The 23,392-nt window shown below is 32.8% G+C and carries 20 protein-coding genes and 1 other annotated feature; of the genes, 2 read left to right on the top strand and 18 right to left on the bottom strand.

Annotated features, from left to right (window positions below; all coding sequences use genetic code 11):
• Positions 1 to 22: 22 nt before the first annotated feature.
• A complete protein-coding gene (spoVAE, locus tag ACQY63_RS04315) occupies positions 23 to 376 on the bottom strand; it encodes a stage V sporulation protein AE (protein WP_302690070.1) in 354 nt (117 codons plus the stop codon).
• Positions 377 to 552: 176 nt separating this feature from the next.
• A complete protein-coding gene (spoVAD, locus tag ACQY63_RS04320) occupies positions 553 to 1,563 on the bottom strand; it encodes a stage V sporulation protein AD (RefSeq protein ID WP_117998916.1) in 1,011 nt (336 codons plus the stop codon).
• Between the two features lie 238 nt (positions 1,564 to 1,801).
• Between spoVAD and ACQY63_RS04325 the strand changes: the two genes are divergently transcribed.
• Positions 1,802 to 3,325, top strand: coding sequence for a sodium/proline symporter (locus ACQY63_RS04325; protein WP_428244783.1), 1,524 nt, complete (start codon positions 1,802 to 1,804; stop codon positions 3,323 to 3,325).
• Between the two features lie 277 nt (positions 3,326 to 3,602).
• Here the strand turns inward: ACQY63_RS04325 and ACQY63_RS04330 are convergent, their stop codons facing one another.
• From ACQY63_RS04330 to ACQY63_RS04395, 14 genes are all read right to left on the bottom strand, one after another.
• Positions 3,603 to 5,489: a fructose-1,6-bisphosphatase gene (locus ACQY63_RS04330; protein WP_428244784.1), complete on the bottom strand. Its 1,887-nt coding sequence runs from the start codon at positions 5,487 to 5,489 to the stop codon at positions 3,603 to 3,605.
• Between the two features lie 235 nt (positions 5,490 to 5,724).
• A complete protein-coding gene (locus ACQY63_RS04335; protein ID WP_022165847.1) occupies positions 5,725 to 6,183 on the bottom strand; it encodes a SpoVA/SpoVAEb family sporulation membrane protein in 459 nt (152 codons plus the stop codon).
• 106 nt (positions 6,184 to 6,289) lie between these two features.
• Positions 6,290 to 6,727 (bottom strand): stage V sporulation protein AB, encoded by a 438-nt coding sequence (locus tag ACQY63_RS04340; RefSeq protein WP_022165846.1) that lies wholly within the window; start codon positions 6,725 to 6,727, stop codon positions 6,290 to 6,292.
• 44 nt (positions 6,728 to 6,771) lie between these two features.
• A complete protein-coding gene (locus ACQY63_RS04345) occupies positions 6,772 to 7,398 on the bottom strand; it encodes a stage V sporulation protein AA (protein WP_022165845.1) in 627 nt (208 codons plus the stop codon).
• A 247-nt stretch (positions 7,399 to 7,645) separates the two neighbouring features.
• Positions 7,646 to 8,365 carry a SigB/SigF/SigG family RNA polymerase sigma factor gene (locus ACQY63_RS04350; protein ID WP_022165843.1) on the bottom strand — a complete coding sequence of 240 codons (720 nt, stop codon included), beginning with the start codon at positions 8,363 to 8,365 and terminating at the stop codon, positions 7,646 to 7,648.
• A 12-nt stretch (positions 8,366 to 8,377) separates the two neighbouring features.
• Positions 8,378 to 8,824, bottom strand: coding sequence for an anti-sigma F factor (gene spoIIAB, locus ACQY63_RS04355; RefSeq protein ID WP_022165842.1), 447 nt, complete (start codon positions 8,822 to 8,824; stop codon positions 8,378 to 8,380).
• A gap of 9 nt (positions 8,825 to 8,833) precedes the next feature.
• The gene (locus tag ACQY63_RS04360) at positions 8,834 to 9,163 is read right to left on the bottom strand and encodes an STAS domain-containing protein (protein ID WP_022165841.1); all 330 of its coding nucleotides are present in this window, start codon (positions 9,161 to 9,163) and stop codon (positions 8,834 to 8,836) included.
• Between the two features lie 106 nt (positions 9,164 to 9,269).
• Positions 9,270 to 10,688 carry a tetratricopeptide repeat protein gene (locus ACQY63_RS04365; protein ID WP_428244785.1) on the bottom strand — a complete coding sequence of 473 codons (1,419 nt, stop codon included), beginning with the start codon at positions 10,686 to 10,688 and terminating at the stop codon, positions 9,270 to 9,272.
• 21 nt (positions 10,689 to 10,709) lie between these two features.
• Complete coding sequence (locus ACQY63_RS04370) at positions 10,710 to 10,853, bottom strand: hypothetical protein (protein WP_022165840.1); 144 nt, start codon at positions 10,851 to 10,853, stop codon at positions 10,710 to 10,712.
• A gap of 24 nt (positions 10,854 to 10,877) precedes the next feature.
• Complete coding sequence (locus ACQY63_RS04375) at positions 10,878 to 13,514, bottom strand: valine--tRNA ligase (protein WP_428244786.1); 2,637 nt, start codon at positions 13,512 to 13,514, stop codon at positions 10,878 to 10,880.
• A gap of 128 nt (positions 13,515 to 13,642) precedes the next feature.
• Positions 13,643 to 13,846: a binding site (T-box leader), on the bottom strand.
• Between the two features lie 164 nt (positions 13,847 to 14,010).
• Complete coding sequence (locus ACQY63_RS04380) at positions 14,011 to 14,790, bottom strand: tetratricopeptide repeat protein (protein ID WP_117998904.1); 780 nt, start codon at positions 14,788 to 14,790, stop codon at positions 14,011 to 14,013.
• A gap of 25 nt (positions 14,791 to 14,815) precedes the next feature.
• Complete coding sequence (locus tag ACQY63_RS04385) at positions 14,816 to 16,048, bottom strand: DUF5716 family protein (RefSeq protein WP_022165837.1); 1,233 nt, start codon at positions 16,046 to 16,048, stop codon at positions 14,816 to 14,818.
• 58 nt (positions 16,049 to 16,106) lie between these two features.
• On the bottom strand, positions 16,107 to 19,643 hold the full coding sequence (locus ACQY63_RS04390) for a DUF5717 family protein (protein ID WP_428244787.1): 3,537 nt from the start codon (positions 19,641 to 19,643) through the stop codon (positions 16,107 to 16,109).
• A 17-nt stretch (positions 19,644 to 19,660) separates the two neighbouring features.
• Positions 19,661 to 20,977, bottom strand: coding sequence for a replication-associated recombination protein A (locus tag ACQY63_RS04395; protein ID WP_022165836.1), 1,317 nt, complete (start codon positions 20,975 to 20,977; stop codon positions 19,661 to 19,663).
• Between the two features lie 353 nt (positions 20,978 to 21,330).
• On the opposite strand from ACQY63_RS04395, the gene ACQY63_RS04400 reads away from it, so the two are divergent.
• Positions 21,331 to 22,716, top strand: a complete 1,386-nt coding sequence (locus tag ACQY63_RS04400) for a citrate/2-methylcitrate synthase (RefSeq protein WP_428244788.1) — start codon at positions 21,331 to 21,333, stop codon at positions 22,714 to 22,716.
• 81 nt (positions 22,717 to 22,797) lie between these two features.
• On the opposite strand, the gene ACQY63_RS04405 is transcribed toward ACQY63_RS04400, so the two are convergent.
• Positions 22,798 to 22,977 carry a DUF4250 domain-containing protein gene (locus ACQY63_RS04405; protein ID WP_412622223.1) on the bottom strand — a complete coding sequence of 60 codons (180 nt, stop codon included), beginning with the start codon at positions 22,975 to 22,977 and terminating at the stop codon, positions 22,798 to 22,800.
• 18 nt (positions 22,978 to 22,995) lie between these two features.
• Positions 22,996 to 23,391 carry a hypothetical protein gene (locus ACQY63_RS04410; protein ID WP_022165833.1) on the bottom strand — a complete coding sequence of 132 codons (396 nt, stop codon included), beginning with the start codon at positions 23,389 to 23,391 and terminating at the stop codon, positions 22,996 to 22,998.
• Between the last annotated feature and the right edge of the window lies 1 nt (position 23,392).

Genomic DNA, 23,392 nt, shown 5'->3' on the forward strand with positions numbered 1-23,392 from the left:
TTTTTTACTATTTTGTCACCTTTTATTTTATTTTGGGTTTAAAAATCAAAGATGCTAAATATCCGAAAATTAACGCCCCAGAAATTCCAACTGCACTGGAAGTAAAACCGCCTTTAAACAATCCTAAAAAACCTGATTCTTCTATGGCTTCTTTCATTCCCTTCCACAGATTATTTCCAAAGCCTAGTAATGGCACTGTTGCGCCACAGCCTGCCCACTTTGAAAAAGGTTCATAAATTCCTATTGCCCCTAAAATTACTCCCAAGCAAACTAAACCTACCATAATTCTTCCGGGAGTTAGTTTTGTTTTATCAATAAATATTTGCACAATGGCACAAATAATTCCACCTACCAAAAAACTTTTTATAAATATCATTTCTAATCCTTCTTATATTTAATTAAATTTTATTTATTATATACTTTTTTATTGTCACTAACCTGTACTTATTTAATCTTCTATTTTTATCTTATTTAATCTTATTTTATTCATCTTATTAACCAATTTCATTTACTTATGAGATTATAGTTAAAACATATATATTAATTGCCATTTTAATCTGCCTCTATTTGTACTAAATGTGCAATTCCCGGAACGCTGTTTCCTTCATTAAAACTTACCGGAGACATTAAAGCACCTGTAGGCACAAACAATATCTTTTTCCAGACCTTCTTTTTTAACTGTTTAAAAATGTATGATGTTAGAATTGTGGCAGCACAACCACAGCCACTTCCTCCTGCATGTGTGTCCTGACTACTACCATCAAACATTTCCACGCCACAGTCCATATGCTTTTTGGATATGTCATATCCTTTTTCTCTTAATAAATCCATTAGAATTGTCTTTCCAACTATGCCTAAATCACCGGTTATTATTTTGTCGTAATCTTCAGGTGTGGTGTTGAAATCCTTAAAATGTCTGTACAAGGTATCTGCTGCTGCCGGTGCCATGCAGGCCCCCATATTTTGTGCATCTTTTACACCATAATCCACAATTATGCCGGTAGTTATTCCTGTGATTTTTGCAAAACCTTTGTTTTTACTTACCACCACTGCGCCAGCTCCGGTTACCGTCCAGGTTGCAGCATAAGGTCTTTGATTTCCATAGGCAAGTGGAAATCTAAACTGTCTTTCTGCACTTGCAAAATGACTTGAAGCTATGGCAATTACGTTTTCTGCATTTTCACCGTCTACCGTTATTGCCGCAATACTTAACGCTTCACCAATTGTGGAACAGGCACCATACAGACCAAAGAAAGGTATTTCAAAATCCAGTATGCCAAATGTAGTAGCTATAAGTTGTCCTAACAAATCCCCTGCAAAAATGTATCTGATGTCTTCCTTACTTAAATTAGACTTAAAAAGAAGTTTCTGTATTACTTCTTTTTGTAAAAGACTCTCTGCATCTTCCCATGTATCCTGACCAAGCATTGGATCCTGTTCTACCACATCAAATAACTTTCCCATGGGTCCTTCACCTTCTTTTTGTCCTACAATGGAAGCGCCTTCCAAAATATATGGTGGATTATCAAAAGCTATGCTTTGTTTTCCCATTATTCTACCCATATTTCCATCCTCACTTTAATTTTTACTATTATTTTGCACTTAATTTTTCAATTTATTCCTATTTACTATTTTTATTAATTACTTTTTTAGTTGCTATTTTAATGTTATTTTAGTTGCTATTTTAATATTTTATTAGTTGCTTTTTAATATTTTATTTGTCACTATTTTGTTTTTTACTTGATTAAATTTCTTTTTTTTTATAGAATATAGAAGAATTTTGTTATGAGGGGAGAATTTTATGACAACATCAGAAATTGGTATTTTAATTTCCATCATTGTTTATATGGTAGCAATTATTGGAATTGGTGTTTATTATTCAAAAGTAAATAATAGTACCGAAGATTTTTATTTAGGCGGAAGAAAATTAGGACCTTTCGTTACTGCAATGAGTGCCGAAGCTTCAGACATGAGTAGCTGGCTTCTTATGGGACTACCGGGCGTTGCCTACCTTACAGGTATTTGTAATGCTTTCTGGACTGCTGTAGGTCTTGGCATTGGTACATACGTAAACTGGTTAATCGTTGCAAAGAGACTTAGAAAATATTCTGTTATCTGTGGAGATGCAATTACAGTTCCTGACTTTTTTGCTAACAGATACAGAGACAAAAAAGTTCTTAAATGCGTATCAGCTCTTATGATTATTATATTCTTTGTACCATATACAGCTTCAGGTTTTGCTGCCTGTGGTAAGTTATTCCATTCATTATTTGGAGTTGACTATATGGCTGCCATGGTTATTAGCGCAATCGTAATTGTTGCTTATACTACTCTTGGTGGTTTCTGGGCTGCAAGTACAAGTGATTTTATCCAAAGTATTGTAATGTCTGTCGCATTAATAATTGTTATTGGATACGGAGTATATTCAGTAGGTGGTATTGATGTTGTTGCTTCTAATGTAAAAGATTTACCAGGTTACATTAATCTTAACGCAACCTTTGATGCAACAACTAACTCATCTTCACCTTATGGAATAATAACTATTTTCTCAACATTGGCTTGGGGACTTGGATATTTCGGTATGCCACATATTCTTTTAAGATTTATGGCTATTGAAGATAAAAATAAAATCAAATTATCAAGAAGAATCGCCAGCGTTTGGGTTGTTATTGCAATGGCTATAGCAATCTTCATTGGTGTTATCGGTCACACAATGTCACAGGTTGGCGTTATTGATAACTTAAAAGATTCAGAAACAATTATTGTTCAGATTGCAAATGTTTTAAGTTCACATGGTATTTTATTTGCAATAATTGCCGGTGTAATCCTTGCAGGTATTTTGGCATCAACAATGTCAACTTCAGATTCACAGCTCCTTGCTGCTTCATCAAGTGTAACTGAAAACTTAATGGACGGAGTTTTAGGAATTAAATTATCAGAAAAAGCAAAAGTAATCGTGGCAAGATGTACAGTTATTGGTATTGCAATTGTTGCCATATTCTTAGCATCAAATCCTGACAGCTCAGTATTCCAGATTGTTTCTTTTGCCTGGGCAGGTTTTGGTTCAACCTTTGGACCTGTAATGTTATTTGCCTTATTCTGGAAACGTTCAAACAAATACGGTGCTATTTCAGGTATGGTAGCCGGCGGTGCAATGGTATTTATTTGGAAATTTGTCGTTCGACCATTAGGCGGTGCCTGGGATATTTATGAATTACTTCCTGCATTTATTATTGCCTGCGTATTCATTATTGTTATAAGTTTACTTACAAAGGCACCTGAACAGGAAATTATTGATGAATTTGATTCAGTAAAAAATGCTTAAATGTAATTATTTAACTATTTAATAAATATAAAACTACTTCATCATTTCCTTTAAGCAAAGTGATGGAAATATAGAAAATAATATAATTTTTCACATAAAAAAGAGATGCTGTCAACACATTGATAATGATATGATAACATCTCTTTTTTGTTATTATTATTGTTTTGTTACTACTCTTTTATGTTACTGTTCTTTTTAAAATCTGTAATTAAGTCTGTTAACTCAGATTGCTTATAGATTGCTTGTAGATTGGTTATAAACCGTTATTTATTTCTGTTTATATAATTATTCCTTCTCTATATGCCATTAGGAGCATTTCTAAATCCTTAATATTTTCAGTGATTTCTTTTCCATCATCTGTGTTTTCAACCATCACTCTATAAGGTTCCGTTTCAAAGGAATCAGAGCTTGACTCTATGTCCTTGTTTTCATTTAGCACTTTCTCTATTGACTCAAAAGGCTGGTGTGCCTTAATTCTCATACCATGGGAATTATAAATCAATGTGTACCCTGCTATTCCTGTGGTTTTCTGATAAGCCTTACAGAAACCTCCATCAATAACTATAACCTTGCCATTTGCTTTTAGCGGTGTCTCACCCTGTCCCACCTTAATTGGTGTATGACCGTTAATTATATGTGATAATGGAGAAAACAGACCAAACTCAATTAGAATCATACCTGCTGTTTTTTCTTCTTCATAATAACTATAGTAAGGATCCTTCTCCTCAAAAGCCAACTCTTCATTATCTAGAAATGTTCGCTCAAAAGTTTTTATGTTTCGACCACATAAAGGTGATTTTTTTCCTCTCCAAAGATACCACATAAAATCCAAATTATTTTGATTATGCTTGCCAAAATATGCCTTTCTTGCAACGGTATCTGCATAGTCTAAAAGTTTTTTGCCCTTATACAGTTTGCCATCAAACTCAACTATCTGGAAGTTTCCATCTTTATCTAAAGGAATACAGCCATGGAATAAAAGATTGTTATTACAACAAACATATATTGCCCCTTTTGAATACAAAAATTCCACATGCTCTTTTAATCTGTTACTATTTAAAAATGAGAATTTCAATTCGTTCACAACATCTTCTTCTCCAATAGAAAGTTCGTATGGATTCTCTTTTGTAACTGTTGGAAAAAGTTCGCCTTTTATTTCATATTCATTTCCATTTATTTCAACTATATTCTTTTCTTTATTAATTTTATGTAAAAGCAGTCTGTCATCCATGTTATATTCAGGATGTCTTTTTATAATCTGCCCTTCTAATTTAAGCAAAATCACCGTAATTGAATAGTAAACTGCATCTGACAATTCCATATGCGGATATGTTTCCTGGGCAAATAAAAGAAGTCTTCTTAAACTTATTCCGTATCCGTTTTCCAATACAGACATGTTCTGATATTTAATATTATTTCTTACAACATTTGCAATACAGGCTTCCGAACCTGCTGCAGCCCCCATCCACAAAATATCGTGATTGCCCCATTCAATATCCAGTGTATGATATTTCATTAACATATCAATTATTTCGTCTGCCCTCTCACCTCTGTCAAAAATGTCGCCAACAATATGTAGTCTGTCCACAGCCAGTCTTTTAATTAAAGAAGTAAGCTCAATAATAAAGTCTTCTGCACTGTCAATTCCTATAATTGTTTCAATGATTTTCTGATGATAAACTAATTGATTATTGTCTTCATCAGGCTGTGCATGAAGTAACTCGTCTATAATATAAGCGTACTCTTCAGGCATTGCTTTTCTAACTTTGGAACGGGTATATTTTGATGAAAGAAAACCTGCCAGTTTTATAAGATTTCTAAGCGTCATTGTATACCAGTCATCATTAATGACGTCCTGCTTTTTCAAAAGTTTTAATTTCTCTTTGGGATAATAAATCAAAGTACATAAATCCTGTTGTTCTTTTGTACTTAATGTATCCTTAAAAACCATTTGAACTTTTTCTCTAATTACCCCGGAACAATTATTTAAAATATGATAAAAAGCTTCATACTCACCATGTATGTCGCTCATAAAATGCTCTGTTCCTTTTGGCAAATTTAGGATTGCCTTTAAGTTAATAATCTCTCTTGATACATGTTCTTTTGTTGGATATTTTTCAGCCAACAATGTAAGATACTTTTTCTTTTCTTTTGATAATTCCATTGTTCCCCTTTTCCTGTATTACTTTCGTTAATTTATTACTGCTTTTTTTATAATACATAAAGGTTCTACAATTGGCAAATATAAAAATGTTACAAATTATTTCGTTTTTTTCACTATCTCTTTTTTCCACTATTTTTTCGCTTGATATTTGTCACTATCTAAAAAATGCTCAATAATTTAAAACTAAAAACTTGTCTAACATATAATTTAATAATTTTATATTCTAATTATTCCACTATATTACATTCAGTAATTTTAATATCCAATATACAATTCCTGCAAGCCAACTGCTAAAAATCCCATATAGTATTACAGGTCCTGCAATGGTAAAAATTTTGGCACCTACACCGAAAACCTGCCCTTCTGCCTGAAATTCAATTGCCGGTGAAGCTACACCATTGGCAAATCCCGTAATAGGTACAAGACAGCCGGCCCCGCCTACTTTTGCAATTTTAGGATATAGACCAATTCCTGTTAAAATAACACTTTCTAATATTAGAACCAACGTTGTAAAAGCTGCTGCATTCTCTTTTCCCATACCGAAATTCATAAAAATTTCATTTATAACCTGTCCCATTAAACATATTAAACCTCCAATCCAGAATGCATTCCACATATCCTTAAACAAATTATTATTAGGAGTTATTCTTTCTACATATTCATTGTAGGCTTTTTTCTTTTCTTCACTAGCCATAAATTATCCTTTCCAATCTTAAATTGCCTTTTTTATATTATCCTCTTCTATCCAAAATTATCTTGCTTATGTTAGTCTTTCTTAGCTTATATTATTTATCTTGCTGTTATTTTTTTGCCATGTCGTTTGCAAACTGTATTAACGATGCCATCATTTTTCCCAAAGCCACTGACAAAATTATAAAGTTTAAACCGTATTTCAGTTTTACTCTTCTTGAAAAAATTGCTGTTCCGTTAAGTGCTTCTGCCAATGAAACTGCGAGGCAACCAACAAAGATTCCCTGTGTCAGCCCCATTATCAGTTGGAATCCCTGTGCTATATTATGAGCAAAAGGTAGACTTATTGAGAATGTCCAAAATAAATTCCACCATGCACCGCCAAAAACAATTGCACTTTCATACGCTCTAACATGCTTTGCAGTTCTTGAAGTGTCAGCCATCCTTGTAACTACACCTGTTGATGTAATTAACGCAAAGACAGCTCCGGAAATGACTGCTCCACCGCCAAAAGCAATTAGTGCTAAAATTATATATTTTAATATCATAATCTTTCCTTTTAATAGTTGTTTAAATGTTAATCTTATAGCTATTATTTAACATCCATTTTTCCGTCCTGTCTGTTATGACCGTCAATTAATGCCTGATTGATTTCAGTTTCATATTTTCTCATTTCTACCTCAATAGGTGTAGGATCTTTTGAGAGTTTTTTAGGTCCGAAATGATTATAAAATACAAGTATTCCAACTGCTAAGCCAATGGAATACGATACTTCCATAACAGTCTTACCTGTATTTTTGCTGCCGGCAACCAGCTTGCATATTTTTTCAAACATTGCTCCGATGGTAATATCGTTGTTAAAAGACATAATGGAAAAGCCTGCACCAAAAAATAATATTATACATATACCTATGACTTTTAAGATTTCAAAGGCTTTATTATCACTGTTTGCTTTTTTAAATTCAATTATACAGTCTGTTTCTCCTATGCTTTGTACATCTACATTTTCAAATTCTTTATCTACTATTTCAAATATCTTCATAATCGAAACAATATATCGTTTTTTACCATTAGAATTGTCATTTAGAAGTTTGATTGGTTTTAGTCTGTTTACAACTGTTTTATTTTTGCACTCTAATTTTCCAAGGTCACCTATTGTCACGTAACTTTTAGTTACTTCCACACATTGATCCATTTTGATATATAATGTATCACTCATTTTTAAATTAAAACTGCCGCCTTAATTTCTGTTGTTTCCTTTTTTTCCGACATTAAATAAATGCCTCCCAATGCCATGGTCAAAGCAACTGCTACTATTAAAATAATTTTTACAAATTTCATATTCCACCTCTTACTAAAAATAAATCAATGTTCCTCAATTTCTTTCATTAACCAAAACTTATAGAAATTGTTAGTTAATTGTTTTATAACATTATCTCCAGTAAGTTGTGGAATATTCCATTTTTTTAAAAATTTACTTGTGCTCTTAATTTTTTTAGAATTTTCTTTTCTAATCTGGAAATCTGAACCTGAGTCAGTCCCAGCTTACTAGCAATTTCCGACTGTGTTTTATTTTTAAAATATCTTAAAACAATTATTGTTTTCTCTTTTTCCTCTAACGTTTCTAATATTTGTTTTACAAACAGTTTATTAATTACTTTTTCCTGACTCTGTGTCTTATCTTCTATTTTTTCCCCTAAGGTTATTTTTTTCTCACTGTTTCCATAAGCAATTTCTTTGTCTATGGATTGAACAGCGCCCATTGCATTTAAAGCAATAACTACGTCTTCTTTTGATATATCGCATTTAACAGAGAGTTCCTCTATTGTAGGCTCTCTGTTTTCTTTTTCTTCAATTTGTCCTTTTTCCAGCAGGATTTTGTTTTGATTTTCTTTTATTGTCCGACTTATTTTTATAATTCCGTCATCCCTTAAAAATCTTCTGATTTCTCCTGTAATTAAAGGTACTGCATAAGTTGAAAAAGACAAATTAAGACTTAAGTCAAATCTGTCAATTGCCTTTAACATACCAATACACCCTATCTGAAATAAATCCTCTCCTTCGTAGCCTCTCCCAAGAAATCTTTTCACAATACTCCATATTAGCGGAGTATTTTCAATGAGAATCTGATCTCTGGAATTTTTGTCTCCCATGTGAGCTTGTTTTATTAGATTTATTGTATCCATACTCCCTCTATCTTATTTTCTATTATTTTTTATTTTCTTAGTCATGCACACAGTTGTTCCATTATGTAATTTTGATTCCACATATAAATCATCCATAAACATTTCCATAAACATAAATCCCATACCGGAACGCTCAAGTTCCGGTTTAGTTGTAAAAAGCGGTTCTTTAGCCTTCTCTACATTTTCGATGCCAACGCCCTTATCTTTTACAGTTATTTTTAATGTGCCATGATTTTCATTTTCTTCCATATCCAAACTGCAATCCATGTACACTTTTCCCTCTGTGCCGTTATAACCATGAATTATTGAGTTTGTCACAGCTTCGGAAACTGCTGTTTTGACGTCATTTAACTCTTCAATTGTAGGATCAAGTTCCGTAATAAAAGCTGCTATTACCATTCTTGCCAATCCTTCATTTTCTGATTTTGCATCAAACACCATACTCATATTATTTTCCATCTTAACCTCCTATAATTGTGCTAAACTTGATGTCTCAGTCTTACTTACGATTTTATATAGCCCTGAAATCGTTAAAATTCTGTCAATTGCCTTGTTTATGTTAGTTACCGTAACATTGCCCCCTCTTGGCTTTATAAGCTTGTATCTGCCCATAATTACGCCAACACCTGAACTGTCCATAAAATTCGTATTAGAAAAATTAAATACAATATTTTTTATCTGGTTTGATATTATGTACCAGTCTGACTGTTCTGTTATTATTTTGGCATTATGATGATCCAACTCCTCCGGTAAATAAATAAACAAATTGTCTCCTCTCACTTCATATAAAACTTCCATACTGTCCTCCTTATTTTTTATTAATAAAGTATTCTTTAGAATACTGTTTTGCAAAAGAAAAAGAGAAGAACTTTTTTGTTCTTCTCTTTAGTAAATTAATATTAATTTATTCTGTTCCACTGTCATTTAACAGATTCTGTGCTCTTGAATAAAAATCTGAATCCTGATGCTTATCAACAATTTCCTTGAACCACTTTTTAGCATTTTTAGAATCACCTTTTCTTCTATAAGAATATCCTAAGTAGTACATAGCCTCATCATTTTCAGAGTTGGCGTCAAGAGCTTTTGTAAACTGTTTTATTGCCTCATTATAGTTAGCACTTTCATAGGCATCCATACCTGCATTGAATGCTAACTGTTCCACTTTAGATGACAAATTGCTGTTTAAAGTATTATAAACAGATGTAAATGATTCTGAATCCATCTTCATCTTGCTGTCTACATTTTCTAAAGCTGTGGCACTCTTTGTATAATCTTTTGCAATAAAATACTGAACAGCTTCTAACAGGTTACTATAGTTTGAACTAATTGTATTTCCTGTGCCTGTATACTGTGCAAGACTTGTTTTCAACTTCTTCTTGTCTGACTTAAGAGTTTCAACCTGATTCTGTAACTCAGATATTGTTGAATTCTTTATTGCAATCTTCTGATTATATTCAACCTTTGTGTCATTTACCTTACTTGTTACACTGGATATTCTTGCAGGTGTAACTATAAAGTAAACTAGGGCTGCTCCTAATAAGATACCAACGATTACATACATAATGCTCTGGGCACCTGTTAATGCATCCTTGAAGTTTTCCTTTGGCATTATTGTGTCATTACCACTTAAATATGGTCTGTCCACCATAACACCTCTTAAACTTCTTCTTCTCTCCATTCTCTTATCAGGATCATTTTTCTTTTCATCCTCAATGTATTCATTTATTTCACGTAAATATCTGATACTTAAGGGATTACATTTATCTATTTTCATAGATTTCTTTATTGTTCTTTTGGCTCTTTCATATTGACCATTCTTTGTATATAAAAGAGTCAGTAACTGATATGCCTTAATAAAGTTAGGATTCTGATTAAGAACCTTTTTAAGCTGTATTATAGCCATATCATCTGTGCCGTTTCTGGCATAGTCTAAAGCCACGTTAAACTTCTTAATTGTATGGTTTAACTCATCTACCTTGCCTTTTTCCTGCTGGATTGCAAGAAGATATTTATCTGCCGGATTGTTATTTGGCTGTATATTTGTACTCATAACCCATTCTGAGAATGCCTGTACAGTTTCACCCATTTCAAAATAAACAAGCCCAAGCAGGTTTCTGGCATCAATGTTTCGCTTATTTAATTTTACACATCGTCTAAGTGTATCAGCAGCACCGGATAAGTCTCTGTTTCTTGCTTTTGTCAGACCGGCATTGTAATATGTGTTAGACAATCTTACTATTCTTTTGTATACACTAACATCCATACCACAATGACTACAGTAGTCACTGTTGGTAAGTACATTTCCACAATTGTAGCAAATCATTTATTTTTCCATCCTTCACTGTTATTCTTCTGATTTTAACTCGTTAATCATCTGTATCATAACATCTGTTATGTCTGAAATATTATTGTTATATATGGCATCTTCTGCCTCTTCTATTTCAAGACTAGGATGAAATTTCTTTATTTCCTCATCAAAATTAATCATAATAACCTCCTTAGGTTATAGTCATTAAGATAATCTTAATAACTGCTCTTTAACCTGTTCCATCATCTGCTGGTATTTAGCTTTCTTTTCCTTTTCTTCGTTAATCTTCTTTTCAGGAGCCTTACTTACAAAGTTAGGATTTGAAAGCATTCCATTAACACGTGCTAGTTCCTTTTCAAGTCTTGTTACTTCTTTTTCAAGACGTTCCTTTTCTTTTTCAATATCTACAAGTTCAGCAAATGGCATGTAAATTGTTGCCTTAGGAATAACAACTGATACTGCATCATCTTCAATACCTGTCTTGTCTTCCTGTATAATTACCTGACTTGCATATCCAAGTGTTGCAAAGAAAACATTACCCTTCTCAAAAATTTCTCTTATGTTAGCATCATCTGATACAACAAATACTTTTGCTTTCTTGCTAGGTGCAACATTCATTTCTGATCTGATATTTCTAATTGAACGTACAGCTTCCTTGATTGTTTCAACTGCAGCTTCTTCTTTTGCAAAAGTATTTTCTTCTGTATATTCAGGCCATGCTGAAATCATGATTGATTCTTCTTCGTCCTGAATTGTACAGAATATTTCTTCTGTAACAAATGGCATATATGGATGTAAAAGTTTTAATGAATCAATTAATACTTTCTTAAGTGTCCATAATGCAGCCTGTTTTGTATCATCGCTATCATTGTACAATCTTGGCTTAACCATTTCAATATACCAGTCACAAAATTCTTCCCAAATAAAGTTGTAAATTTTGTCGGCTGCTATACCAAGTTCAAATTTATCAAGATTTTCTGTCACATCTTTGGCTAAAGTGTTAACTTTTGATAAAATCCACTTATCTGCATCTGTAAGATTTTCAGGTTTCTTACTTAAATCAATATTTTCTTCAGGAAGATTCATCTGAATAAATCTTGAAGCATTCCATACTTTGTTAGCAAAGTTTCTTGATGCTTCTACTCTTTCCCAGTAGAATCTCATGTCGTTACCTGGTGCATTACCTGTAATAAGTGTAAATCTTAATGCATCTGCACCGTATTTATCAATTACTTCAAGTGGATCAATACCGTTTCCAAGAGACTTACTCATTTTACGTCCCTGAGAATCACGAACCAAACCATGTATTAATACTGTATTAAAAGGAACTTCTCCCATATGTTCAAGTCCTGAGAACATCATTCTGATTACCCAGAAGAAAATAATATCATATCCTGTTACTAAAACATTTGTAGGATAGAAATAATCTAACTCTTCTGTCTTGTCAGGCCAACCAAGTGTACTAAATGGCCACAATGCTGATGAGAACCATGTATCAAGTGTATCAGGGTCCTGTCTCATTTCTTTACCACAGCATGGACATGTAGCATGGTCTTCTTTTGTTACAACCATTTCTCCACAGTCATCACAGTAGAACGCAGGAATTCTGTGTCCCCACCATAACTGACGCGAAATACACCAGTCACGAATATTTTCAAGCCAGTGGAAATATGTTTTGTCAAAGTGTGGTGGTACAAATTTTGTATCGCCATTCTTAACAGCGTCAATTGCAGGTTTTGCAAGTTCGTCCATTTTTACAAACCACTGTTTTGATACTCTAGGTTCAATAGTTGTATGACATCTGTAGCATGTACCAACGTTGTGTTCATGGTCTTCAATCTTAACAAGGAAGCCTTCTTTGTCTAAGTCTTCAACAATTGCTTTTCTTGCTTCATACCTGTCCATACCTGCGTACTTTGGATAATCATCAACAATCTTAGCATCATCTGTTAATACATTAATGACAGGTAAGTTATGACGAAGTCCAACTTCAAAATCGTTAGGGTCATGGGCTGGTGTAATCTTAACTACACCTGTACCAAAATCAATACCTACATAGTCATCAGCAATAATAGGAATTTCTCTTCCAACTAAAGGAAGTGTAAGAGTCTTTCCTACTAAATCTTTATATCTGTCATCATTTGGGTTTACTGCTACTGCTGTATCACCAAGTAATGTTTCAGGTCTTGTTGTAGCAAGCTGAATATAGCCTGAACCATCTGTTAAAGGATATCTTAAATGCCAGAACTTACCAGCCTGATCTTCATATTCTACTTCTGCATCAGAAATTGATGTTAAGCAGTGTGGACACCAGTTGATGATTCTTTCACCACGATAAATCTGTTTCTTATTATATAAATTAACAAATACTTCTTTTACGGCCTTTGAGCAGCCTTCATCCATTGTGAATCTTTCTCTGTCCCAGTCACATGAAGAACCAATCTTCTTAAGCTGTGAAACAATACGTCCACCATACTGTTTCTTCCATTCCCATGCTCTGTCAAGAAAAGCTTCTCTTCCAATATCTTCTTTTTTTACGCCTTCTTCACGCATCTTTTCTACAATCTTTGCTTCTGTAGCAATTGATGCATGGTCAGTTCCAGGAAGCCATAAAGCTTCATAGCCCTGCATTCTTTTAAATCTAATTAAAATATCCTGCATTGTATTATCAAGGGCATGTCCCATGTGGAGCTGTCCTGTAATATTTGGAGGTGGCATAACAATAGTAAATGGTTTCTTACTTCTGTCTACTTCTGCATGGAAGTATTTCTTCTCCTGCCACTTCTCATAAAGTCTGTCTTCAATCTCTGCGGGATTGTAATTCTTCTCAATTTCCTTCATTTTTTCCTCCTGTAACTTTGCCCTGCCTTCGGCTGGTGGCAATGTGTGTCTATTTTTGTCAATTAGTACACATATAAGAAAAAAGAGCAGCAACGCTACTCTTTTTCTTCTGTATTCCAATGGTAGCACTAAAGGGCGAATAAATTCGCGGTACCACCTTCATTTATCTCTTCTCTTATCCTATAACGGAGACGAACCGATTGTGGCTAATAAACTCTTTCTCACCACAACTGCTTAGAAACTACCTTCACAAACACTTCTCTAAAGGGCTTCCACCATTCCCTTCTCTCTGTCAAAGGTTATTTGCTACTCCTTTTCATCATCGCATTTGACATATAGAAATATAATATAAATTTTATTTATGTTTGTCAACTTTTTCTCTGATTTTATCAGTCATTTTATTATATCCCAAATACTTTTTCATCAATTCGATAATTATTGATAAAGCAAGACTTATTGCAAGCAATACTGCAATTATAATTACCGGATATTTATTTTAACTATTAATTTCTACAATATATTCTTTCTGACATTTTCTTATAAAATCTTCTTCTTTTTCCTTATCCCAATCTGACTGAATTTCTACTTTCATTTTTATAAGTTCGGAACGAAGTCTGTTTACAACAGTGTCAGTTACTGAATATTTGTTTTGGTCTATTTTCAATCTTTTGTCGTTATCTGTAATAAGATCACACATAATAATTGATTCTAAAGATTCGTTGGTTTTGTTTAATCTGTAAGCACTTCTAAAAGCTGCTGCTGCCTGTTCATACTCAAAAAGTCTTGCATAGGCAACACCTAAGTTGTTGTACACATCACCATAAAATCTCTCTGGCAAATCATTGTTAATTGCCTTACTTAATATGTTGTTATAATAAGTTATTGCCATGTTATATTTTTCAGTATCCATTAGAATGTCAGCTTTTGCCTTCCATCTTTCTGCTGCTGTTTTTGAGCAAAGAGCCTCTAAATGATTACCCAGCTTTTCAGCCATTTTATCTGTAAAATACTCTGAGTTTTTTATAACATAAGCAATCTTCTCACCAATTTCACCTTCATTAGCAATTATCTGTTTGATGCCTGCTGCAATATTATGCTGCTTTAAATCCTTGTCGATGTAATCTATTAACTCATCACTGAAAAATTTGTCATCAATTAAATACAGATAATTGTACAGATAATAACTTAATTCCTCAATTGAATAAATATTTTTATTTACTTCTTTTATGTAAAAAGGTTTATCACAATGAGTTGTACATAATCTAATATAGTTCACGTTTTGTACCTTGCCTTTCCATGATTTACTGTAAAGTCACTTCTCTTGTGACAGTCATACCTGAACTTTCAAAAAAGTCACCGAAGCCTAAATCTTTTATTGTTATTTCAAATTTGTTTTCTTCCACATATCTGAAATCAACTTCTATTCTTGTGGTGTTGGGCTCTCTTTCAGGAAAATCCCTTAAGTCAATTTTGAATGTATCGTTAGAATGATTAATTAAATCCTGAATTTCAAAAACTGCTTTTGTTGGCTTTTCCATAATGCATTCCATTTTCGATGTTGCATCATACCAGTAATCTCCAATGTTTGATAAGGTTATGTTACTGTCCTTACCTTTGTATTCTACAGCCATTGTTATCTTTACTCTTGTTCTTCCTTTACATGAAATAAGATATTTATCAAGAGTAGGTGGCAGGAAACATTCTTTTGCTCCGTATGCCGCACCTTTTACAATTAAATTATTACCTTTGAATACTCTTCTGTTTCTGCAGATTGTCTGAAGAGTCTTCTGCCAGCCATCAAGATAAAAACCAGCACCTGACAAATAAATTCCTGAAACTACATGTTTCTTTAATAACTCATCCATGTAATCTGCCAAAATTCTATCACATGAATGAATGTCTTTTTTTGCCATTTCCAAGTCAAAAAGATTGCTTAAATCTTCTACTTTCACATCGGCAACATGTGGTTCACGACCTCTTACAACCTCTAAACGTCTGCAGGCAAATTCGTATTCGTTTAACTCCAAAAACAGAACTTTGTTAATCCAAATGTCTTTATTCTGATTAAGTGTATAATAAACAAAACTTTCAGAATGACTTATTACTCTGATATCATCTTCCTGGTAACCTAGGTCAGTCAAAACTTCTTTTATGCCTTTTAGTACATTTTGATTAACTTCCTCAACAGTTACTAAAATATTTTTTATAAGTCTTCCATTACATTGATTAACTGCAAGTTTCAATAAATATGCAAAGAAAACCGTCATTATTTTCCCTACATCTTCTTCTGTATCCTCATTAAATAATAAAGGTAGTTCCTTAATCAGTCTGCTGTTTTCACTGTGGCTTTTGTTTATTGCCTCATCTCCTGCAGACCACTCTTTTAGTTCACTGTTAAAGCAAACCGCAGTTGGTATAAGATAGTTACTTTCTGTTCCTATACTAACCGACTTTGGTTTTCCTGTATCATCTAAATATGATAGTTGTGAATAATCTCTTGAAAAATCAATTCCTAAAATTATTTCTTTTGCCAACTTTCATTCCTCCCTTGTTTTTGTGTCTCAAATATATTTCTGTGTTTTCTACAATAATTTATAGTAATTTGAAGATTTCTCTACCTGCTTCCTTACACAATTGATAAGACTGCATCATTTCTCTTGCTGCGTCTTCTCTTCCAATTTTTCGGCATATCATCATACTGTTAATCATTCCAAATCTACTTTCATCATTGTATGTATTTTTCTCACTAATACATATTGAGTCAGTTGCAACTTCTTTTCCATAAGGATACTCATCAGAATATTCTAAAATCTTGTAAGTAATTTTTTCCCCATAGAACATAATGATATTCTTTGTAAAAATCCCCGGATAAATGCTATTCATTTCTTCAGTATTTTCTACCTGTTCACCACCGTTTTTGTTAATTGTATAAACAATATTAACTCTGTGTTTTGGATTAGTTCTATAATCAATTATTGTTTTGTCTATTAAGTCAAATGGTATTTTAAACCATCTGTTAAACTTTTTATAAAACTGAAAAATAATCTTATCCTTAACAAGACTCTTTATTAATCCTTCACAAATTTTAATTTGTCTTTCAGTAATATTAGTTTTCGAGGACATTTTTTCCACAAAAGCTATTTTAACAATAACAGGTGTTGCCAACCCGTTAAAATATTCCTGTTCCAAAATCTCCCAAACACTATCCGGACATTGGATTTTTTTAACAAAATAATTGTATGTTACATAACTATAAAATGCTTTTCTTATTACTGTTCTTGTTACGCCTTTTATATACTCTTTATACAATTCATATAATCTGTCATTAACCTGTCCTTCAAAAATAACATGTACAAGTAATTTTTCTACAAATTCATTGTCTGTTATATTCATTGCTTTCATTTGAGTATAAAGTTTGTACAAATTCTCTGTTCCTGAATTATAGTATTTAGCCATGTATTTAAGAACAGCCTCATCCGTACAGCCTTTCTCAAATACATAACCACAGATTTCTGTTAATAATTCATTTTCACTGTAGTGTTGTTCTGCAACATAATGCCTGCAGACTTTTTCTAAAAGACCTTCGTTAATTGACAAATAACCATACTTATCTAAATATGGCATAACCTTTTCCCAAAGTTCTTTTTTAATTAGAATTTCAAGTAACTTGTTTCTTGATGCCATTGACAATTCTTCCATGTCAAACTCAAGTATATAGTCATCAAACTGTCCCTTATCAAATTCCTTGTAATAATAGTCAACAATAAACTCTTTTAAGTAATTTTTAAACTCAACTGTTAATGTGTCAGATTCTTCTATTTCTTTAAGCTGTACAACCTGCCCTACATATTTTTCAGGAGAATCCATAACATCTTCTAACTGACATAGCATTGTCATTAGATTATTGCCTGTCTTTGTAAGTGGTGCCGTAACCTCCATTTTTTCCATGGTATAATCTACATCTGCTAATACTTTTCCACTATGATTAATGAAAACAATTACCGGCTCTTTTGTATACAATGTAATATACGCTTCACCATCTGTTAATGGCATGCTCTGTATACTTTCCACTTCTTTGTGGGAAACAATAACATTTGTTATGTCCTGATTATTAACCTTCATTCTATAAGTGTTCATAATTCCAGGCATATATTCATCTAAGTTACCATCTAAAAATTCATCATCTAATATATACGAATATATTTTCTTTAAATGTATATTGTTGTTTCCTTTAAGCAACTGTTCTGTTACATATTTCTCCAAGCCGGCTTTGTACTTAGGATATAGTTCATCATTTTTTCCTAAGTTTTCAAGCATATTGGCATAAAAATAATCCTTGTTATAAACCAATGTATCTGTACCATAAGAAAAATATTTGTAGGCTGTTTTCTCCAGTGGTTCATAACTGTTAGTGTCTATTGAATATATGTAGTATTCATAAAGGTTAGTAATTTTTAATTCTTTTCTTACACCTTCTCTTAACCACTTAAAATATTCATTACTGATTTTTCCGCTGTTAATTATTTCACTGCATATTGAAGTTAAAACTTCATTGTCCTTAGTTTCTTTATAAATTCTGCTTAAAATATCAATATATAACGGCTTAAAACTTCTCTCGCTATTCATAAGGTCAGCTGCCTGCTTTGCAAGCTCTACTTTTACCATTGAATATTTTCCTGCAAAGTTTAAAACCTGAATTTCAAATCTGTTCATTACACGAAGAAGTTCAGGCTGCTTATTAATGATTTTAGCAGCTTCATAATACATAACAGGACTTGTACAGCCTTTATTAAACATTCTTTTAATTAATGTGTATTTAAGACTTGGATTTTCGTCATATCTGCTGTCCATATTAAATAAAATCCAAAGTATCTGCCAGTTATCGTGACCACCCTCATAATACTGTTCTATTTTTTTCTTAGCTTCATTTGTAAAGTCATATTCGTTCTTGTACAAAGCTGCCAGATATAAATAATAACAGTAGGCAATTACATTTTTAGGATTGCTGTCTTGAATATATTTAGCTAACTCATCTAATGCTAACTTGGCAAGTTCTTTGTTGTTATTAAGAATAGCCACCTGCGCCTTTAACAGATTACCTGTAATATCACTGTTATCTACAGTTAATCTCTGTTCAGCAATATCTGCCGCATCATCAATCCACTTTCTGCCTGTTATGTTACCTGTTCTAAATTTCAAATAATTCTTTATTAAGAAACCGTCTGTTGTTCTTAGCTTTATATAATCACTGTTGTCATTTTTTGGATTCTTTACAACAACCTTGCATTCTTCTTTTCCACCTGCTGTTTTAAAAATAATCTTTCCTTCATTCATGCCACAATGAAGCTTTGCAGTGTTTAAATAGTAAGAATATTCCATTATCTTTCCGTTAAACTGTTCACTTGTAATTCTTTCCTTACAGTTATAGAAAAACTCTCCCTCTAATTCCACATCAATTTCGGCATAGCCCCATGTGTTTCTTGTAATAATTAATGTGTCACCATAATTGTCTGTTAAATTCTCATATTCTTTTGTTTCACTTTTTAATGATATTTTTACAGGTTCTTTTAAGCCCATTGCAACCATGAATTCTTCTAAGGCAACATCTCTATTTGCGTTTCTCATTAACTGCTTATAGAGAGCTATACCATGATTATCACCCTTTAAGAAATATTCAGAAAAATCCTTTGAAATAAACAAAATCAAGGCTTCGTCATAATTAGTTCTAACGTATTCCACAAAGTCCTCAAGTGTTTTTAGCACTCCTATTTCTGTAACAATTTCCCTTTCTTTTACTTTTATTTCAAAAGGTATCTCAAATTCACCTGCTGTTGTTATTATATTTATTTTTCCTATACACACTTTGTTTGGTACAAGATTTTTCCCATTTATAATATAATGTAATCTATTTTTTATACCGTTAAACTGATTGTATCTAAACACAAAATGGCTGTCTGAAGAATACCCAATCCCTTTTATGTCCATTGAGTTTTTTCCAACAATTGCAATGTCACCTTCAATAGTTTCATCAGCATCCAGTTCAACAGTTATTTTATTTTCAGATATTAAAGCATCAGCAATTTCGTATGAAACATTACCTGATGCAAGTCTTTCCATTAATACTTTCAATTAAATTACCTCAAAAATTATTTTCCTATTAACTTAAAATACTCTTTTACTTCCTGCTCGTATCCTAAATCACCGGGCTCATAAAACTTCGTTCCTACAAGACCATCAGGTAAATACTGCTGGTCCACATAATGATTTGGATAATCGTGAGCATATTTATAACCTATTCCATGTCCAAGTTTAGCCGACCCTTTGTAATGAGCATCCATTAAATGAGTTGGCACCTTCTCTGTTGTTGTATTCTTAACAGTAGACATGGCACTAAAAATTGCATTGCATGCCCCATTGCTTTTTGGAGAAGTTGCCACGTAAATAACAGCTTCTGATAAAATAATCTGCGCTTCAGGCATACCCACTCTGTGAACTGCATCAGCCGCAGATGTTGCTACAACTAATGCCTGTGGATTTGCAAGTCCTACATCTTCGGCAGCACAAATCATAATTCTTCTTGCTATAAAATCAACACTTTCTCCTGCATAAAGCATTTTTGCCAGATAATACACTGCTGCGTCAGGATCAGAACCTCGCATACTTTTTATAAATGCAGAAATAGTATCGTAATGATTATCTCCACCTTTGTCATATCTAAGGGCTCTTTTTTGAATACACTGTTCTGCCACCTGTAGGGTTATGTGAATCTTTCCGTCTTCACCTGGATCAGTTGTTAAAACTCCCAGTTCCACTGCATTAAGGGCAGTTCTTGCATCACCGTTTGAAAGTTCTGCTAAGAAGTCTACCGCCTCCTCATCAATAACCGCATTATATACACCCATACCTTTTTCTGCATCATTAACAGCTCTGTATATCAGGGTTTTAATATTTTCTGCCGTAAGTGGTTGTAGTTCAAAAATAATTGATCTTGATATTAAAGCTGTGTTTACTTCAAAATATGGATTTTCAGTTGTTGCACCTATTAAGATTACCGTTCCATCTTCTACAAAAGGTAACAGATAATCCTGCTGTCCCTTATTAAATCTGTGAATCTCATCTACAAAAAGAATTGTTTTCTTACCACTCATAGCCATGTTGTTTTTGGCTTTTTCAACAACTTCTTCCATGTCTTTTTTACCTGCTACTGTTGCATTAAGTTGCGTAAACTCTGCACTTGTAGTATTGGCAATTACTTTCGCCAATGTAGTTTTTCCCGTTCCCGGAGGACCATAAAAAATAACCGAACTTATTTTGTCGGCTTTAATTGCTCTATATAATAATTTGCCTTTGCCTATTATATGTTCCTGACCAACTACTTCCTCTAAAGTTGTTGGTCTAAGTCTACTTGCCAAAGGCGATTCCTTTTCACTATTTATATTTCTTGCATAGTCAAAAATATCCATTTTTTGCCTCTTTTGTTCTAATTTTTTTAATTAAAATAATTACATTCTCAAAAGATTTCGTCTCTTGCTTCTGCATAATCATTTATATTAGGGTATATAACCCCATATTCCTACATATTCTACCACATAAAAATAAGAATATGAAGAAATAATCTATATTTTTAACACTCATTGAGAAAAATGCTATTTTATGGTAAAATACTTAATTAAAGTGTTAAACTGTGAAAGTACAAATCTCATTACAGTTTATTTATTTAATTAACCTGCCATTTAATTTTATTTAGCAGATTAATTACTTTTATTAATTTTTACATAATTACATATTTTATTGTTACAGAGAGGAGGCACATTTTATGCCAAATATTCGTAAACATGTAGACGAAGAAAAATTAATGCCACAAATAAGCAAATATGCTGACCGATGCATAACTAATTCATGTATTGACCCTACTTTATATGACAAATACAACGTAAAAAGTGGTCTTCGTGAAAAAGGTGGTCAGGGTGTTCTTACAGGGCTAACAGAAATCGGTGATGTTCACTCATTTAATATTGTCGATGGTAAACCGGTTCCTTGTGAAGGCAGGTTGTTTTATCGTGGAATTGATATAAATGATATTGTTAATGGTTTTATTAAAGAAAACCGTTTTGGATTTGAAGAAGTTACATATCTTCTTTTATTTGGCGAATTACCAACAGCCCGCAGATTAGAAAATTTTAATAAAGTAATTGCAGAATACAGAACGTTACCTGCTACTTTTGTTAGAGATATTATAATGAAAGCACCAAGTTCAGATATGATGAACCAATTGGCAAGATGTGTTTTATCTCTTTATTCATGGGATGACAATCCCGATGACACATCCATACCAAATGTTGTAAGACAGTGTATCAGTCTTATTTCAAGAGTTCCATTAATATCTGTTTACAGTTATCACGCAATGAGACATTATCATTATGGTGATGACTTACATATTATTAATCCGGATCCAAATCTTTCGACAGCTGAAAATATTTTAAGACTGCTTAGACCAAACAGTACATACACAAAACTGGAAGCCAAAATATTAGATTTAGCTTTAGTATTACACGCTGAGCATGGTGGTGGTAACAACTCTACTTTCACTACTCACGTTGTATCTTCATCAGGTACTGATACATACTCAGCCATTGCCGCTTCTCTTGGTTCTTTAAAAGGTCCTAGACATGGTGGTGCTAACGTAAAGGTTAAGCGTATGTTTGACAACATGAAGGAAGCTGTTAATGATTGGAATGACGATGAAGAAATCAAGAAATATCTTCGTGGTATACTTGATAAGAGACTGTACGATAAGTCAGGTCTTATTTACGGTATTGGACATGCAGTTTACGCCATATCTGATCCTAGAGCAATTCTTCTTAAACAGTTTACAGAAAAGCTTGCTGTTGAAAAAGGTCGTACTGATGAATTAGCATTATACAAGAATGTTGAACGTCTTGCACCTGATGTAATTTCAAAAGCACATAAACGTAAAAAAGTTGTAAGTGCCAATGTAGACTTCTACAGTGGTTTTGTATATTCAATGTTAGGTCTTCCTGACGAGTTATATACACCTCTTTTTGCAGCTGCAAGAATGTCAGGTTGGAGTGCTCATAGAATTGAAGAAATCATTAATGCAGGTAAAATTATTCGTCCTGCATATAAGAACGTTGCTGAACCAACAAAATATGTTCCATTAAGCAAACGTAGAAAAAGCTAATTTTTCTTAATATTATAAGATATAAAAAAGTGGGTATTTATTACAGTCATTCGTAATAAATACCCACTTTTTATGTAATCTTTATTTAAACTGATTACTTTCCTCATTATATTCATATCCTATTGCTGATAATGCATTAACTATTTCATTCTTATCTGCATCTTTTGCACTGCAAAATTCATCAAGACTTGAATAAAAATCTCTAAGATTTGTATTAACTACGCTAAGCAGCATTACAGGATCCTTTGGTAACTGACTCATTATATTTCCTCCATATAATTAATGTTTAACACCCCAGATTAAATAACCTATAATAACACCTGCGGCAACACCAATAAGCAAATGAACTATTCTCATAATATCCATTTCCTTTGGGCCTTCCCTTTTGTCTGTTGCTTTCTTCTGCTGTCTGTTAAATCTGACAATATCTATGGCAATAACAACACTTCCTACGAAAGCAATAATAAAAGTAAAGAATGTAACTACTATTGCCTGTATCATTCCAAAAGCTGCTATTAAAACAGATATTAAGGCAATTAATGCTGAAGGAACTGTAATTCCAAGAGCGATTTTCCCAACAATTCCAGGTGTATATTTTTCATAACCTGTTCTCATTGGGGAACCGTTCTTTTTGCCCTTATACATATAATCATAATTCATTTGTTTTTTGCTCATT

Origin of the sequence: Eubacterium sp. Marseille-QA0814, assembly GCF_965119675.1 — a bacterium.
In the GTDB taxonomy this organism is placed as follows: Bacteria; Bacillota; Clostridia; order Lachnospirales; family Lachnospiraceae; genus Eubacterium_G.